Genomic DNA, 16,704 nt, shown 5'->3' on the forward strand with positions numbered 1-16,704 from the left:
GGCGAGGTCGATCCGGCCCGGGCGTGCCGTGGGCCACCCCCTACGCTCTGACACATGTGCCCGCCCCTGCCCGCGACGCCCGACCTGCCTCCGGAGCTCGGGGCGCGGCTGACCGCTGACGGTGCACAGTTCTGCGTCTACGCCGGTCACGCCCGGTCGGTCGAGGTGTGCCTCTTCGACGACGCCGCGGACGGGACGACGACCGAGCGGCGCATTGCGCTGCGCCACCGGGCCCACGGGACGTGGTTCGACACCGTGCCCGGGGTCGCGGCCGGGCAGCGCTACGCCTTCCGGGTCGACGGCGACTGGGACCCCGACCGCTCCCTGCTGCACAACCCCGCCAAGCTGCTGCTCGACCCCTACGCGCGCGCCGTCGAGGGCGGAGTGCACCTCGACCCGGCCCTCTACGCCCACCGGGTGGGCCCCGACCTGCGCGGCGACCTCTGGGTGCGCGACGACCGCGACTCGGCGCCCTTCATGCCGCGCTGCGTCATCGTCGAGGACGAGTTCGACTGGGGCGCGGACGAGTTCCCGCAGCACTCGCTCACCGAGTCGCTCGTCTACGAGGTGCACGTCAAGAACGCCACGAAGCTGCACCCTGGCGTGCCCGAAGAGCTGCGCGGGACGTATGCCGGCCTGGCGCACCCCGCGTTCGTCGACCACCTGCTGGGGCTGGGCGTCACGGCGGTCGAGCTGCTCCCGGTCCACACGTTCACGCACGAGCCCGACCTCGTGCTGCGCGGGCTGAGCAACCACTGGGGCTACAACACGCTCGGCTTCTTCGCGCCGCACGCGGCGTACGCGTCGACCCCCGACCCGCAGGGCGCCCTCGACGAGTTCAAGACGATGGTCAAGGACCTCCACGCCGCCGGTATCGAGGTGCTGCTCGACGTCGTCTACAACCACACGGCCGAGAACTCGCGCGAGGGCATGACGCTCTCGTGGCGCGGGCTCGACCAGCGCGCCTACTACCGGGTCGACGGACGCGGGCGTGACATCGACGTCACGGGATGCGGCAACACCCTCGACCTGACCCACCCGGTCGCCGCGCGCCTGGTGCTCGACTCGCTGCGCTACTGGGTGCAGGAGTGCCACGTCGACGGCTTCCGCTTCGACCTCGCCGTGGCACTGGGGCGGGGCAAGGACGACGGCTACGACCGCGACCACCCCTTCCTCGTCGCGCTGCGCACCGACCCCGTCCTCTCGCGCACCAAGCTCGTCGCGGAGCCGTGGGACCTCGGCCTCCACGGCTGGCGCACCGGGCAGTTCCCGCCGCCGTTCTCCGAGTGGAACGACCGCTACCGCGACGCGACCCGCACCTTCTGGCTGCGCGACCTCGCGGCGTCCGCGTCGGGCGGCGTCGGTCACGGCGTGCGCGAGCTGGCCACGCGGCTCGCCGGCTCGCAGGACCTCTTCGACCGGCACGACCGCGGCACCATCGCCTCGGTCAACTTCGTCACGGCCCACGACGGCTTCACCCTGGCCGACCTCACGACCTACGACACCAAGCACAACGGCGCCAACGGCCACAGCGGCACCGACGGGTCCAACGACAACCGGTCGTGGAACCACGGCGTCGAGGGCCGCACCGACGACCCCGACATCGCCGCCGCCCGGCGGCGGTCCATGCGCAACCTGCTCGGCACGCTGCTGCTGTCGACCGGCGTGCCGATGCTCAACGCCGGCGACGAGCTGGGACGCAGCCAGCGGGGGAACAACAACCCGTACTCGCAGGACAACGAGATCAGCTGGATGTCGTGGGACCTCGCGGCGTGGCAGGAGGACCTCCTCGAGACCAGCCGCCACCTCGTGCGGCTGCGCCGCGACCACCCGGTGCTGCGGCAGCGGACCTTCTTCTCCGGCAGGCAGGTCCACGCCGACGGCTCCACCGACCTCGCCTGGTTCGGCGCCGACGGCCAACCCATGGGCGAGCGCTGGGACGGCCCGGCCGTCGCCGTGCTCCAAGGCCTCTACAACGGCGCCGCGATCTCGGAGCGCTCCGTGCTCCTCGTGGTCAACGGCTCGGCAGGGGCGGTGGACGTGACGCTCCCGACGGCCCCCGGCGCGGCGGCCTACGAGAAGCTCTGGGACAGCGCCGACGAGCGGCCCACTCCCCCGGGCCCGCCCGTGGCCGCCGGTGACTTCGTCACGATGCGCGCGGCCTCGATGCACGTGTGGCGTCCGGTCGAGAGGGCCTGAACCCCAGGAAGTCGGCTACCGGCTGCGGAGCCCCTCGATGACCAGGCCCACCATGTGCCGGGCGTCGTAGCGCGGGTTGCCACCGCCGATGCACAGGTTGCCGATGCCGCGCATCAGCTCGTAGGCATCCTGCCCGGAGGTGATCTCGCCGGCCTCGGCGGCGGCCCTCAGCAGCTCGTCGCACACCGGCACGAGCCGGTCGACGAAGTAGCCGTGCAGCGTCGCGAACGCGGCGTCGTCGGACTGCAGCGCCTCGGCCAGACCGCGCTTGGTCACGAGGAAGTCGACGAACAGGTCGACCCAGCGGGCGAGGGCGGCGTGCGGCGAGGCCGACTCCGCCAGCAGGCGTGGGCCGGCCTCGGCACAGGCCAGCACCTGGTGCCGGTAGACCGCGACGATGAGGTCGGCGCGGGTCGGGAAGTGCCGGTAGATCGTGGCCACGCCCACCCCCGCCCGCCCGGCGATGTCGCGCACCGGCACGTCGACCCCGGACTCCACGAAGGCCGCGGCGGCAGCGTCGAGCAGCGCCTCCTCGTTGCGACGCGCGTCGGCGCGCTTGCGGGGCCCGGCGGTCTGGGCAGGGGTCTCGGCCACGGTTCTCCTCGACGTGGGTTGGCAAAACGGAACTGCGTTCCGTATCGTGTGAACGGAACATCGATCCGTTTCAGCATGCCAGAGGGTGCGGCAGGACGTCCACGCACCCGGCTCCCACACCTTCCCCGACCACGGAGGTCACCCATGCAGTACCGCACCCTCGGACGCACCGGCGTCCGGATCAGCACTCTCTCCCTCGGCGCGATGAACTTCGGCCGGCTCGGCCGCACGAGCCAGGAGGAGGTGACCGCCCTCGTCGACACCGCGCTCGAAGGCGGCATCAACCTCATCGACACGGCCGACGCGTACGGCCGGGGCGAGTCCGAGGAGATGGTGGGCCGCGCGATCGCCGGCCGTCGCGACGACGTCGTGCTGGCCACCAAGGCCACCCTGCCCATGGGCGAGGGGACCAACCACCGCGGCAGCTCCCGGCACTGGCTCATCACCGCGGTCGAGCACAGTCTGGAGCGGCTAGGCGTCGAGCACATCGACCTTTACCAGATGCACCGGTGGGACCCCACGACGAGCGACGAGGAGACGCTCTCGGCCCTGACCGACCTCCAGCGCGCCGGCAAGATCCGCTACTTCGGCTCGTCCACCTTCCCCGCCCACCGGATCGTCGCCGCCCAGTGGGCCGCCCGGGAGCACCACCTCGGTCGCTACGTGACGGAGCAGCCGAGCTACTCCGCGCTCCGGCGTGGCGCCGAGACGCACGTGCTGCCCGTGGCCCAGGAGCACGGGCTCGGCGTGCTCGTCTGGAGCCCCCTCGCCTCGGGCTGGCTCTCCGGTGCGGTGCGCGAGGGACGCGAGATCGCCACGAGCCGCTCGAGCCTCATGCCCCAGCGCTTCGACACCACCGTGCCGGCCAACCGGGCGCGCCTGGAGGCCGTCGAGCGGCTCGCCGCCGTGGCGGACGAGGCCGGGCTCACCCTCATCCAGCTCGCGCTCGGCTTCGTCACCGCGCACCCCGCCGTCACGAGCGCCCTCGTCGGGCCGCGCACCCTGGAGCACCTGGGCTCCCAGCTCGCCGCCGCGGACACCGTGCTTGGTCACGACGTGCTCGACGCGGTGGACGCGATCGTCGCGCCCGGACTCGACCTCGCGCCGGACGAGAAGTCCGACGCTCCCCCGGCGCTGCTCGACGCGTCGCTGCGTCGTCGGTGAGGCCGCGCCCGTCGGCCGCAACGAGACACCGCGACCCGGGCACACGGCATACGTGAACGCTCGAGAGCCGGAGAGCCCGGACCCCACGAGGGGTCCGGGCTCTCCGGTCGGTTCGAGCTGACGTCAGGCGTTGCGCGCGAGTCCGAGCTCGGCCGGGCCGGCGAGGCCCGCGTGCTTGGGCACGACGCGCACGCTGTAGCCGAACGAGCCCGTGCGGCGCAGCGGCTGCGAGCCGGCGAACTGGTGGCGGCCGTCCTCGTAGGACTCGACGAGGGCGAGCGGGGCGACCTCCATGCCCCACAGCTCGTCGGTGTCGTTGACGTGCCCGTGGACGAGCTGCACCTCGACGTCGTCGGGCGTCAGACCGTCGAGCGTGACGTAGGCCCGCAGGTCCAGCACGTCGCCGATCTGCGGCGAGTCCGACAGGCCCGAGGGCTCGACGTGCTCGACCCTGACCTTCGGCCACGCGGCGCGGATCTTCGTCTTGTAGGCCGCGAGGTCCTTGGCTCCGGCGAAGTCGGAACCACCGACCGAGCGGCCGGCGCCGGCAGCAGGGCTGTAGAGCTGCTCGGTGTAGTCCTGCACCATGCGGCTCGCCAGGACCTTGGGGCCGAGGGTCTTGAGGGTGTGGGTCATCATGTCGATCCACCCCTGCGGCAGGCCCGCCGCGTCGCGGTCGTAGAACTTCGCGGCGACGTCGTGCTCGATGAGGTCGTAGAGCGCCGAGGCCTCGATGTCGTCACGACGGTCGGCGTCCTCGACACCGTCGGCGGTCGGGATGGCCCAGCCGTTGCGGCCGTCGAACCACTCGTCCCACCAGCCGTCGAGGATCGAGAGGTTGAGGCCGCCGTTGAGGGCCGCCTTCATGCCCGACGTGCCGCACGCCTCGAAGGGACGCAGCGGGTTGTTGAGCCAGACGTCGCAGCCCGGGTAGAGGTGCTGGGCCATGGCGATGTCGTAGTTGGGCAGGAAGACGATGCGGTGACGCACCTCGGGGTCGTCGGCGAAGCGGACCATCTCCTGGATGAGGCGCTTGCCGGTCTCGTCGGCGGGGTGGGACTTGCCGGCGATGACGAGCTGGACCGGGCGCTCCGGGTGGAGCAGCAGGCGCTTGAGCCGCTCGGGGTCGCGGAGCATCAGGGTGAGGCGCTTGTAGGTCGGCACGCGACGGGCGAAGCCGATCGTCAGCACGTCGGGGTCGAGGATGTCCTCGACCCAGCCGAGCTCCGCATCGCTCGCACCACGCTTCTGCCACGAGGAGCGCACGCGACGACGGACGTCGGCGACGAGCTTCTCGCGCATGACGCGCTTGGTCGACCAGACCGCGTCGGCCGGCACCTCGTCGATGCGACCCCAGGCGTCCTCGCCGGCGATGTCGGCGGTGCCGAGGTGCTTGCGGGCGACGTCGTAGACCGCCCGGTCGACCCACGTCGGGGCGTGGACTCCGTTGGTGATGCTGGAGATCGGGACCTCCACGTCGTCGAAGCCCGGCCACAGGCCGTCGAACATCTCGCGGCTGACGACGCCGTGCAGCTGGGACACGCCGTTGGCGCGCTGCGCGAGGCGCAGACCCATGACGGCCATGTTGAAGATGCCCGGCTGGCCACCCTCGTAGTCCTCGGCCCCGAGGGCCAGCAGGCGCTCGACCGGGACGCCGGGGATGGCGTTGGGCCCGCCGAAGAAGAGGTTGATCTTGGCCGCGTCGAAGCGGTCGATGCCGGCGGGCACCGGCGTGTGCGTCGTGAAGACCGTTGCGGCGCGGACGGCCTCGAGGGCGTCGTCGAAGGTGAGGCCGTGGTCGCGGACGAGCTCGGTGATGCGCTCGACGCCGAGGAAGCCGGCGTGGCCCTCGTTGGTGTGGTAGACCTCCGGCGTCGGCGCGCCCGAGAGGCGCGACCACAGGCGCAGCGCGCGCACGCCGCCGATGCCGAGCAGCAGCTCCTGCTCGAGGCGCGTGTCGCCGCCACCGCCGTAGAGCGACTCGGTGACCCGGCGGGTCTGCTCGTCGTTGCCGGCGACGTCGGAGTCGAGCAGCAGCAGGGGCACGCGGCCGACCTGCGCCTTCCAGACGTGGGCGTGCAGCTCACGGCCGGCCGGCAGGCTCACGGTGACGACGGCGGGGGTGCCGTCCTCCTCGCGCAGCAGCGAGAGCGGCAGTCCGTCGGGGTCGAGCACGGGGTAGGTCTCGACCTGCCAGCCGTCGCGGTTCAGCGACTGCTTGAAGTAGCCGGTCTTGTAGAAGAGGCCGACACCGACGATCGGCACGCCGAGATCGGACGCCGACTTCAGGTGGTCGCCGGCGAGGATGCCGAGACCGCCGGAGTACTGCGGCAGCACGGACGTGATGCCGAACTCGGGGCTGAAGTAGGCGATCGCGGCGGGCGCGGCCTTGCCGGCGGCCTCCTGCTCACGGCTCCACGACTGGTACCACCGCTCGTCGGTGAGGTAGTGGTGCAGGTCCTCGTTGGCGACCACGACGCGACCGACGAAGTCGTCGTCGGCGGCGAGCGCCGCGAGCTCGTCGGCGGACAGGCGCGAGAGCAGCTTGACGGGATCCTCACCCGCCTGCGCCCACTTGCGCCGGCTGATGCTCTCGAACAGGTCGCGGGTGGGCGGGTGCCAGGACCAGCGGAGGTTGCTCGCGAGGACGCCGAGACCCTCGATGCGGCTCGGCAGGACGGTACGGACGCTGAAGCGACGGATGGCCTTCACAAGGGGACAGCATAGGGGTCGCCATGTCGGGTTTTTGCAACCCTTGCAGCGGGGTTTCACCCACTGGACCGACCCGCACCGCCTCATGGGCCAAACGCTGCAACTTCGATACGGTCGAACACGTGACTGGCTCAGCGAAGAAGTCCCGTTCCGGCAAGCCGAACCGCGTGCGCAGCGCCGCTCCCCCTGCGACTCCCCCCGCTTCTCCTGTTGATCCCGTTGCTCCCGCTCCGGCTGCTCCCGCTGTGGCGACTCCCCCGGCTCCTCGGCGCGACGACTCCACCCCGACCGCGGACTCCGCCTTCGTCGACGACACCGCGGCCGGCGCCGTCCACCTCGCTCCCGACCACGCCGTGAGCACTCCGCCGACCGTGGAGGGTATGCCGGGTGGCGCGCTCCCCATGGGACGCATCCCCGTGAGCGACGTCCGTCCGCTCGTCGACGGCGGCACGCGCCCCGCGAAGTCGGTCGTCGGCGAGGAGTTCACCGTCCGGGCCAAGGTCTTCCGCGAGGGCCACGACGCGGTCAACGCCACCGCGGTCCTCACCGACCCCGACGGCCACGAGCACTACTTCGCCATGCACAGCGACAACCCCGGCCTGTCCGAGTGGTCCACGAGCGTCGTCGCTGACCGCGAGGGCTGGTGGACCTACCGCGTCGAGGGCTGGTCCGACCCCTACGCGACGTGGGTGCACGACGCCGGCATCAAGATCGACGCCGGGGTCGACGAGGACCTCATGTGCGCCGAGGGCGTCCGCGTGCTCCAGCGCTTCGCCGAGTCCGTCCGCGGCCTGGGCGTCGACGCGTCCGAGATCGACAAGGGCGTGCTCGCCCTCGGCGACACCCGCTCGCCTGCCGCCCACCGCTTCGGCGCGGCGACCTCGCCCGAGATCACGGGACTGGCCGCGCTCGTGCCGCTGCGTGAGTTCGTGTCGAGCTCACCGGCATACTCCCTGCTCGTCGAGCGCGAGCGCGCGCTCTACGGCGCGTGGTACGAGATCTTCCCCCGGTCCGAGGGCGCACACCGCGACGAGACGACGGGCGAGTGGGTCTCCGGCACCTTCCGCTCCGCCGCCGAGCGGCTGCCCGCCATCGCCGACATGGGCTTCGACGTCGTCTACCTCACCCCGATCCACCCCATCGGCACGACGGCTCGCAAGGGGCGCAACAACTCCCTCAGCGCGCAGCCCGGCGACCCCGGATCCCCTTACGCCATCGGCTCCCCCGACGGCGGGCACGACGCCATCCACCCCGACCTCGGCACCTTCGAGGACTTCGACCACTTCGTCGCCGAGGCCGGTCGCGTCGGGCTCGAGGTCGCGCTCGACATCGCGCTGCAGGCCTCCCCCGACCACCCGTGGGTGCAGACGCACCCGGCGCTCTTCACGACGCGCGCCGACGGCAGCATCGCCTACGCCGAGAACCCGCCCAAGAAGTACCAGGACATCTTCCCGCTCAACTTCGACAACGACCCCGCCGAGGCCTACGCCGAGGTGCGCCGGGTCATCCAGGTGTGGCTCGACCACGGGGTGCGCATCTTCCGCGTCGACAACCCCCACACCAAGCCGGTCGCCTTCTGGCAGTGGCTGATCGCAGACGTCGCCCTTCAGCACCCCGAGACCGTCTGGCTCTCCGAGGCGTTCACCAAGCCGGCGATGATGCACGAGCTCGCCAAGGCAGGCTTCCAGCAGAGCTACACCTACTACGCGTGGCGCAACGCCAAGTGGGAGCTCGAGGAGTACGGCCGCGAGCTCGCGGGCGAGACGACCGGGTCGGCCTACATGCGCCCGTCGTTCTGGCCCACGACGCACGACATCCTCACGCCCTACATGCAGTACGGCGGCCCCACAGCGTGGAAGCTGCGGGCCGCGGTCGCGGCGACGATGTCACCGACCTACGGCATCTACGCCGGCTACGAGCTGATGGAGCACGTGGCGCGCCCCGGCGCCGAGGAGCAGATCGACAACGAGAAGTACGAGTACAAGGACCGCCAGTGGTACCTCTACGAGCCGGGCGGTCCGCTCGAGAGTCGTTCCCTCGCCTGGTACCTCAAGCGGCTCAACGACATCCGCGGCTGGCACCCGGCCCTGCGCTGGCTGCGCAACCTGCGCTTCCACGCCGCCGACGACGAGAACGTCCTCGTCTTCAGCAAGTCCCGCGTCGTCGACCGGGACACGGGTGAGCGGGACACGGTGCTCGTCATCGCCAACCTCGACCCGCACGCGACCCGTGAGACGTGGGTGCACCTCGACATGGAGGCTCTGGGTATGGCCACGTGGTCGACCTTCGAGGCGCACGACCACATCACCAACCAGACGTGGGAGTGGCGCCAGGACAACTTCGTCCGTCTGGGGCCCGACTCCGAGCCCGTCCACATCATCCACGTGAGGAGCCACTGACGCATGCAGGGCCTCAACCTGTCCCAGCCCGGCCTGAAGCACGACCCGCAGTGGTTCAAGAAGGCGGTCTTCTACGAGGTGCTCGTCCGCGCCTTCGCCGACTCCAAGGGCTCCGGCGCCGGTGACTTCACCGGGCTGATCAACCGGCTCGACTACCTCCAGTGGCTCGGGGTCGACTGCCTGTGGCTGCCGCCGTTCTACGCCTCCCCCCTGCGCGACGGTGGCTACGACATCGCCGACTACAAGGCGGTGCTGCCCGAGTTCGGGACGCTGCCGGAGTTCACCGAGCTCGTCTCGCAGGCCCACGCCCGCGGCATCCGCATCGTCACCGACTTCGTCATGAACCACACGAGCGACCAGCACCCGTGGTTCCAGGCGAGCCGCGCCGAGCCCGACGGCCCCTACGGCGACTTCTACGTGTGGTCCGACACCGACGACGGCTACGACGACGCGCGCATCATCTTCGTCGACACCGAGGTCTCCAACTGGACCTTCGACCCGGTGCGCCGGCAGTTCTTCTGGCACCGCTTCTTCAGCCACCAGCCCGACCTCAACTTCGAGAACGAGGCCGTCCAGGAGGCGATGTTCGACATCGTGCGCTTCTGGATGGACCTCGGCATCGACGGCTTCCGGCTCGACGCGGTCCCCTACCTCTTCGAGGAGGAGGGCACCAACTGCGAGAACCTGCCGAAGACGCACGAGTTCCTCGCCCGGCTGCGCGCCATGGTCGACGCCGAGTACCCCGGTCGCATCCTGCTGGCGGAGGCCAACCAGCCGCCTGCAGAGGTCGTCGACTACTTCGGCACCGAGGAGGCGCCGGAGTGCCAGATGTGCTTCCACTTCCCCGTCATGCCCCGCCTCTACTACTCGCTGCGCGAGGAGAAGGCCGCGCCGATCATCGACGTGCTCGCCGACACCCCGGCGATCCCGAGCGGCACGCAGTGGGGCACGTTCCTGCGCAACCACGACGAGCTGACGCTCGAGATGGTGACGCCCGAGGAGCGTGCCGCGATGTACGGCTGGTACGCCCCGGACCCCCGCATGCGCGCCAACGTCGGCATCCGGCGCCGGCTCGCGCCCCTGCTCGACAACTCACGCCCTGAGATCGAGCTCATCCACGCGCTCATCCTGTCGCTGCCCGGCTCGCCCTGCCTCTACTACGGCGACGAGATCGGCATGGGCGACAACATCTGGCTCACCGACCGTGACGCCGTGCGCACCCCGATGCAGTGGACGCCCGACCGCAACGCCGGCTTCTCCAGCGTCGACCCGGGCAAGCTCTACCTGCCCGTCATCAGCAGCCTCGTCTACCACTACAACAACATCAACGTCGAGGCGCAGATGGCGTCGTCGGCGTCGCTGCTGCACTGGGTGCGCGGCATGCTCCAGATCCGCGGGCGCCACCCCGTCTTCGGGCTCGGTGACTTCCAGGTCGTCGAGGCCGACAACGACGCCATCCTCGCGTTCACGCGCACCATGGAGGCCGACGGCAACGAGCCCGGCGAGTCCGTGCTGTGCGTCAACAACCTCTCGAGCCGCCCGCAGGCCGCGACGATCCAGCTGCCCGAGCACCTCGCGGGCCGCGAGCTCATCGACCTCTTCGGCGGCAGCGGCTTCCCGTGGGTCGCGAGCGACGGGCGCGTCACCCTGACGCTCGGCTCGCGCGACTTCTTCTGGCTGCGCCTGCGCGGCGGGGAGGACCACGGCTGATGGCGATCGTGCACAAGGGCGCGACCATCGTGCCGACCAAGACCGAGATGGTCACCGAGTGGATGCCGCGCCAGCGGTGGTACCACGGCAAGGGTCACGTGCCGCAGCTGCGGCGCGTCGGCGGCTTCCGCTTCGAGGACCCCGACGGCGAGGTCGGCTGCGAGACGCTGCTGCTCGCCGACGAGGCCGTGACGCCCGCCGTCGTCTACCAGGTCCCGCTCACCTACCGGGCCGCGCCGCTCGAGGGCGCCGAGCACGCCCTGCTCGGCACGATGGAGCACAGCGTCCTCGGCACCCGCTGGGTCTACGACGCCCCGCACGACCCGGTCTATGTCGGCCAGCTCATGGCGACGATCCTCGGGGCCGGCGTCTCCGACGAGGCCCAGGCCTCGGTCGGCAGCAACGCCCTCGCGACGGGCTCCTCGACGGGTCGCGCCCACGGGTCCGTGTCGTCGGCCACCGTGCTGAGCGGCGAGCAGTCCAACACCTCGATCATCTGCCGCATGACGGCGCCGGGCGGCGGTCCCGCCGAGCCCGTCATCGTCAAGGTGTTCCGCACCCTCCAGGACGGCGACAACCCCGACGTCGTCGTGCAGTCCGCTCTGACCGCCGAGGGGTCCGACCGGGTCCCGATGGCGATCGGGCACCTCTCCGGCGCTTGGGACTCCCCCGCCGACGGGTCGCCCATGCACGGGCACCTCGCCTTCGCGCAGGAGTTCATCCCGGGAGTCGAGGACGCCTGGCGCGTCGCCCTCGTCGCCGCGGCGTCGGGCACGGACTTCACGGCCCGGGCGCGCGACCTCGGAGTCGTGACCGCCGAGATCCATGGCGCGCTCGCCTACTCCCTCGGCACCCACGAGGTGACCCCTGAGGCCCGCGAGGCCGTCGTCGCGTCGATGCGACAGCGGTATGCCGCGGCCGTGGCCCTCGTGCCCGACCTCGCCTCGCGCTCGGCCGCCGTCGACCGCGTCGTGGCGTCGGTCCGCGACGTGCACTGGCCGCCGCTGCAGCGCATCCACGGCGACTACCACCTCGGACAGGTGCTCGACGTGCCCGAGCGGGGTTGGGTGGCCCTCGACTTCGAGGGCGAGCCGCTGCGCCCGCTCGCCGAACGCGTACTCCCCGACCTCACGGCGCGCGACGTCGCCGGGATGCTGCGCTCGTTCGACTACGCCGCCGGCTCCGTGGCGCTGGCCGAGTCCCCCGTCGACGCCACGGCCTGGGCTGCCGCCTGCCGGGCGGCGTTCCTCGACGGCTACGCCTCCGTCGCGGGCGCACCCGACGCCGACACGCAGGCGCTGATCCGCGCGCTCGAGCTCGACAAGGCGCTCTACGAGGTCGTCTACGAGGCGCGCAACCGGCCCACGTGGCTGCCGATCCCGCTCGGCGCCGTCGAGCGGCTCACCACCGAGGAAGGCACGCCATGACCACCGACACCACCCGGGGCCCCTCCCTGGACGACGCGGCCATCACCGCCTTCCTCCAGGGCCGCAACGGACAGCCCCACGACCTGCTCGGTCACCACGTCGGCCCGGGCGGTCTGACCATCACGGCCTACCGCCCGTACGCCACCCGCGTCGGCGCCCGTCTCGACTCGGGCGAGCGCGTCGACCTGCAGCACGTCCGGGACGGCATCTGGTCGATGACGTCTCCCGACTTCGGCACGACGCACGACTACCGCCTGCTCGTCGAGTACGGCGACGGCGTCGAGCACGAGCAGGACGACCCGTACCGCTTCGCGCCGACCCTCGGCGAGATCGACCGGCACCTCATCAACGAGGGACGCCACGAGCAGCTGTGGACCGTCCTCGGCGCCCACGTGCGCCACTACCCCGGACCCCTCGGAGACGTCTGGGGCGTGTCCTTCGCCGTCTGGGCGCCCCGCGCCAAGGCCGTCCACGTCATCGGCGACTTCAACGACTGGGACCGTCGCTCGCACCCGATGCGCGCCCTCGGCGAGAGCGGCATCTGGGAGCTGTTCCTGCCCGGTGCCCAGGAGGGGATGAACTACCAGTTCGCCGTGCGCGGGCCCGACGAGCTCGTCCGGCTCAAGAGCGACCCGATGGCGCGCATGACGGAGGTGGCGCCCAAGCAGGCTGCCATCGTCACCGAGACCCACTACGACTGGCGCGACGACGACTGGATGGAGCGTCGCCGCACGAGCAACGCGCACCAGGGGCCCATGAGCATCTACGAGGTGCACCTCGGCTCGTGGCGCCAGGAGCTGGGCTACCGCGGTCTCGCCGAGCACCTCGTCAACTACGTGCGCGACCTCGGCTTCACCCACGTCGAGTTCCTCCCCGTCATGGAGCACCCCTACGTGCCCTCGTGGGGTTACCACGTCACCGGCTACTACGCCCCGAGCTCGCGCTGGGGCCGCCCTGACGACTTCCGCTACCTCGTCGACGAGCTCCACCGTGCCGGCATCGGTGTGCTGCTCGACTGGGTGCCGGGCCACTTCGCCACCGACGAGTGGGCCCTCGCCCGCTTCGACGGGCTGCCGCTCTACGAGCACCCGGACCCGCGCAAGGGATGGCACCCCGAGTGGGGCTCGAACATCTTCGACTACGGCCGCCCCGAGGTGCGCAACTTCCTCGTCGCCAACGCGCTCTACTGGCTCGAGGAGTACCACATCGACGGTCTTCGGGTCGACGGCGTCGCCTCGATGCTCTACCTCGACTACGCCCGCAATCCCGGCGAGTGGATCCCCAACAAGGACGGTGGCCGCGAGAACCTCGAGGCCGTCGAGCTGCTCAAGGAGACCAACGCGACGGCCTACAAGCGCTACGGCGGCGTGGTCACCATCGCCGAGGAGTCGACGACGTGGCCCGGCGTCACGAAGCCGACCAACGTGGGCGGCCTCGGGTTCGGGTTCAAGTGGAACATGGGCTGGATGAACGACTCGCTGAAGTACCTCGGGTCGGACCCCATCTACCGTCAGTACGAGCACGGCAAGCTGACCTTCTCGCTCATGTACGCGTTCGACGAGAACTTCGTGCTGCCGATCAGCCACGACGAGGTCGTGCACGGCAAGGGCTCGCTCCTGCGCAAGTCGCGCGGTCCGCGCGAGGAGCAGGTGGCCACGCTGCGCGCCTTCCTCGCCTACCTCTGGTGCCACCCCGGCAAGCAGCTGCTCTTCATGGGCTGCGAGTTCGGCCAGGAGTCCGAGTGGTCCGAGGGGCGCAGCCTCGACTGGTGGCTGCTCGAGCAGCCGCTGCACTACCGCGTGCACAACCTCGTCAAGGACCTCAACGGGATCTACCGCAGCCACCGCGCGCTGTGGGAGCTCGACGCCGACCCCTCGGGGTTCGAGTGGCTCGAGGCCGATGACGCCGCCCACAACACGTTCTCGTGGCTTCGCTTCGGCACGGGCGACCGCGCGACGGACGCCCCCGTCGTCGCGTGCGTCATGAACTTCAGCGGCGAGACGCAGCAGTCCTACCGGATCGGCGTGCCGCGGGGCGGGAGGTGGACGGTCGTGCTCGACACCGCCGGCTACCACCCCGACGCGCCGAGCAGCACCGGTCTCGTCGTCGAGGCGCGCCAGGAGGCGTGGCACGACCAGCCGTATGCCGTCGACGTCACGGTGCCGCGCCTGTCGACCGTGTGGCTCGTCCCCGTCGACGAGCCCACGACCCCGGCGGTCGCAGGTGCCTCGGGTAGCTCGGCAGGCACTGCGACGCTCGCCGGGGCTGCCACCGGTGCCGCATCCAGCGCCGTCGCCCCAGCCCCTGCCGCCACGACCACGAACGGAGACCCCTCATGACCCACCCGCGCGCCGGTCAGCCCGCCGAGGCCCAGGACCTCGTCGACGTCGACGCCCTCGTCGGCGCCTACTACGACCGCCACCCGGACGTCGACGACCCCGACCAGCAGGTCGCCTTCGGCACGTCGGGGCACCGGGGGTCGAGCCTGCGCACGGCCTTCAACGAGGACCACATCCTCGCCACGACGCAGGCCATCGTCGACTACCGCGTGTCGCAGGGCTTCGACGGTCCGCTCTTCATCGGGCGCGACACCCACGCCCTGTCCGAGCCGGCGTGGCGCTCGGCGCTCGAGGTGCTCGTCGCCAACGGCGTGCAGGTGCTCGTCGACGACCGCGACGGCTTCACCCCGACACCCGCCGTGTCGCACGCCATCCTGCGCGCCAACCGCGGGAAGGCTTCCGGGGCAAGCGGTCTCGCGGACGGCATCGTCGTCACGCCGTCGCACAACCCCCCGGCCGACGGCGGTTTCAAGTACAACCCGCCGCACGGCGGGCCGGCCGACACCGACGCCACCTCCGTCATCGCCAAGCGCGCCAACGACCTCATCCGTGGTGGGCTGCGCGACGTCCGACGGGTGTCCTTCGAGCAGGCACGCGGCGAGGCCGGCTCGTACGACTTCATGGGCACCTACGTCGATGACCTCCCCAACGTCGTCGACCTCGCCAAGGTCCGCGAGGCCGGCGTCCGCATCGGCGCCGATCCCCTGGGTGGCGCGTCGGTGGCCTACTGGGGCGAGATCGGCGAGCGGCACGGGCTCGACCTCACGGTGGTCAACCCGCGCGTCGACCCGCAGTGGGCGTTCATGACGCTCGACTGGGACGGCAAGATCCGGATGGACTGCAGCTCCCCCTCGGCGATGGCCTCGCTCATCCACGCCAAGGACGCCTACGACATCTCGACGGGCAACGACGCCGACGCCGACCGGCACGGCATCGTCACCCCGGACGCCGGGCTGATGAACCCCAACCACTACCTCGCCGTCGCCATCCAGTACCTCTACGGCGGGGCGCGCCCCGGCTGGCCGGCGACCACGGCCATCGGCAAGACCCTCGTGTCGTCCTCGATGATCGACCGCGTCGCCGGCGACCTCGGCCGCACGCTGCTCGAGGTCCCTGTGGGCTTCAAGTGGTTCGTGCCCGGCCTGCTCGACGGCTCGGTGGGCTTCGGCGGCGAGGAGTCGGCCGGCGCCAGCTTCCTGCGCCAGGACGGCACCGTCTGGTCCACCGACAAGGACGGCATCCTGCTCGCGCTGCTGGCCTCCGAGATCCTCGCCGCGACCGGCAGGACCCCCAGCGCGCACTACGCCGAGCTGACCGCGCGACACGGCGACCCGGCATACGCCCGCATCGACGCCGCCGCGTCGCGCGAGGAGAAGGCCAAGCTCGGTGCCCTCTCCCCCGACGACGTGACCGCGGAGACCCTTGCGGGAGAGCCGATCACGGGCAAGCTCACCGAGGCTCCCGGCAACGGCGCCAAGATCGGCGGCCTCAAGGTCACGACGGAGAGCGCGTGGTTCGCCGCGCGTCCGTCGGGCACCGAGGACGTCTACAAGATCTACGCCGAGTCCTTCCAGGGACCCGAGCACCTCGTCCGCGTGCAGGCCGAGGCCAAGGACGTCGTGTCGGCGGCCCTCGGCGGATGAGCGACCCCGACGAGACCGGTCCGCGCGGCCGGCTCCTGCTCGTGACGGCGGCCCGGGCCTCGGCCCGGGCCGCTCTCGCCTCCGCCGTAGCCGCACGGCTCGAGCGCGCCGTCGTCGTGGACGGGGCGGCGCTCGAGCAGACGCTCACGACCGGGGACGTGCCCGGCTGGGACGACCCGCCGACGCCGGAGCAGCTGCGGCTGCGCCTGCTGCGCTGGTCGGCGGCCCTCGCCGTCGCCGAGACCTACCAGCTCGAGGGCTTCGACGCGGTCGTCGCCGAGGACGCGCTCGGCGACCGCCTCGAGGACTTCCTCGACCTCGTCGAGCCCGAGCCGGTGCACGTCGTCGTCGTGCGCGACGGGGCCGACCCGCGCACCCCGCGCTGGGGGCTCTGGGTCGACACCGAAGGGGGCGAAGGCGCCGAAGTCACGGACGGCACCGCCGACGACGTGGTGGCGCGCCTGTCGGACGCCCTCGTCCTCACCGCCGAGACCGACTGACCTCACCGACGCGCCCT

Annotated in this window: 10 protein-coding genes; 8 read left to right on the forward strand and 2 right to left on the reverse strand. The window is 71.4% G+C overall.

All coding sequences use genetic code 11. The features are described from left to right. The first annotated feature begins 54 nt into the window (after positions 1-54). Entirely contained in the window at positions 55-2,199 is a 2,145-nt protein-coding gene (glgX, locus tag U5C87_RS19715) for a glycogen debranching protein GlgX (RefSeq protein WP_330474150.1), read from the forward strand. A gap of 15 nt (positions 2,200-2,214) precedes the next feature. Here the strand turns inward: glgX and U5C87_RS19720 are convergent, their stop codons facing one another. Continuing rightward, complete coding sequence (locus tag U5C87_RS19720; protein WP_330474151.1) at positions 2,215-2,793, reverse strand: TetR/AcrR family transcriptional regulator; 579 nt, start codon at positions 2,791-2,793, stop codon at positions 2,215-2,217. Positions 2,794-2,937: 144 nt separating this feature from the next. On the opposite strand from U5C87_RS19720, the gene U5C87_RS19725 reads away from it, so the two are divergent. After that, positions 2,938-3,957 (forward strand): aldo/keto reductase, encoded by a 1,020-nt coding sequence (locus tag U5C87_RS19725; protein ID WP_330474152.1) that lies wholly within the window; start codon positions 2,938-2,940, stop codon positions 3,955-3,957. A gap of 123 nt (positions 3,958-4,080) precedes the next feature. On the opposite strand, the gene glgP is transcribed toward U5C87_RS19725, so the two are convergent. After that, the gene (gene glgP, locus U5C87_RS19730; protein WP_330474153.1) at positions 4,081-6,669 is read right to left on the reverse strand and encodes an alpha-glucan family phosphorylase; all 2,589 of its coding nucleotides are present in this window, start codon (positions 6,667-6,669) and stop codon (positions 4,081-4,083) included. A 380-nt stretch (positions 6,670-7,049) separates the two neighbouring features. On the opposite strand from glgP, the gene U5C87_RS19735 reads away from it, so the two are divergent. From U5C87_RS19735 to U5C87_RS19760, 6 genes are read left to right on the forward strand one after another with little or no spacing between them, the layout of a single operon-like run. Beyond that, complete coding sequence (locus U5C87_RS19735) at positions 7,050-9,068, forward strand: alpha-1,4-glucan--maltose-1-phosphate maltosyltransferase (RefSeq protein WP_330476722.1); 2,019 nt, start codon at positions 7,050-7,052, stop codon at positions 9,066-9,068. 3 nt (positions 9,069-9,071) lie between these two features. Continuing rightward, a complete protein-coding gene (gene treS / locus U5C87_RS19740; protein WP_030195029.1) occupies positions 9,072-10,778 on the forward strand; it encodes a maltose alpha-D-glucosyltransferase in 1,707 nt (568 codons plus the stop codon). Further along, positions 10,778-12,205 (forward strand): maltokinase N-terminal cap-like domain-containing protein, encoded by a 1,428-nt coding sequence (locus U5C87_RS19745; protein WP_330474154.1) that lies wholly within the window; start codon positions 10,778-10,780, stop codon positions 12,203-12,205. The genes treS and U5C87_RS19745 overlap by 1 nt, the downstream gene beginning before the upstream one ends. Further along, positions 12,202-14,544: a 1,4-alpha-glucan branching protein GlgB gene (gene glgB, locus U5C87_RS19750; protein WP_330474155.1), complete on the forward strand. Its 2,343-nt coding sequence runs from the start codon at positions 12,202-12,204 to the stop codon at positions 14,542-14,544. The genes U5C87_RS19745 and glgB overlap by 4 nt, the downstream gene beginning before the upstream one ends. Continuing rightward, the gene (gene pgm, locus U5C87_RS19755) at positions 14,541-16,187 is read left to right on the forward strand and encodes a phosphoglucomutase (alpha-D-glucose-1,6-bisphosphate-dependent) (RefSeq protein ID WP_330474156.1); all 1,647 of its coding nucleotides are present in this window, start codon (positions 14,541-14,543) and stop codon (positions 16,185-16,187) included. Before glgB ends, pgm begins: the two co-directional genes overlap by 4 nt. Then, entirely contained in the window at positions 16,184-16,687 is a 504-nt protein-coding gene (locus U5C87_RS19760) for a hypothetical protein (protein ID WP_330474157.1), read from the forward strand. Before pgm ends, U5C87_RS19760 begins: the two co-directional genes overlap by 4 nt. Positions 16,688-16,704 lie beyond the last annotated feature (17 nt).

The organism is Terrabacter sp. C0L_2, assembly GCF_036352015.1.
GTDB classification, from domain to species: domain Bacteria; phylum Actinomycetota; class Actinomycetes; order Actinomycetales; family Dermatophilaceae; genus Terrabacter; species Terrabacter tumescens.

What these genes read in the sequence shown, in the direction of transcription:
- U5C87_RS19735 (WP_330476722.1), top strand. Translation starts at nt 7,050, where the DNA reads ATGCCGGGTGGCGCGCTCCCCATGGGACGCATCCCCGTGAGCGACGTC.
- glgB (WP_330474155.1), top strand. Translation starts at nt 12,202, where the DNA reads ATGACCACCGACACCACCCGGGGCCCCTCCCTGGACGACGCGGCCATC.
- U5C87_RS19745 (WP_330474154.1), top strand. Translation starts at nt 10,778, where the DNA reads ATGGCGATCGTGCACAAGGGCGCGACCATCGTGCCGACCAAGACCGAG.
- U5C87_RS19760 (WP_330474157.1), top strand. Translation starts at nt 16,184, where the DNA reads ATGAGCGACCCCGACGAGACCGGTCCGCGCGGCCGGCTCCTGCTCGTG.
- treS (WP_030195029.1), top strand. Translation starts at nt 9,072, where the DNA reads ATGCAGGGCCTCAACCTGTCCCAGCCCGGCCTGAAGCACGACCCGCAG.
- U5C87_RS19725 (WP_330474152.1), top strand. Translation starts at nt 2,938, where the DNA reads ATGCAGTACCGCACCCTCGGACGCACCGGCGTCCGGATCAGCACTCTC.
- pgm (WP_330474156.1), top strand. Translation starts at nt 14,541, where the DNA reads ATGACCCACCCGCGCGCCGGTCAGCCCGCCGAGGCCCAGGACCTCGTC.
- glgX (WP_330474150.1), top strand. Translation starts at nt 55, where the DNA reads ATGTGCCCGCCCCTGCCCGCGACGCCCGACCTGCCTCCGGAGCTCGGG.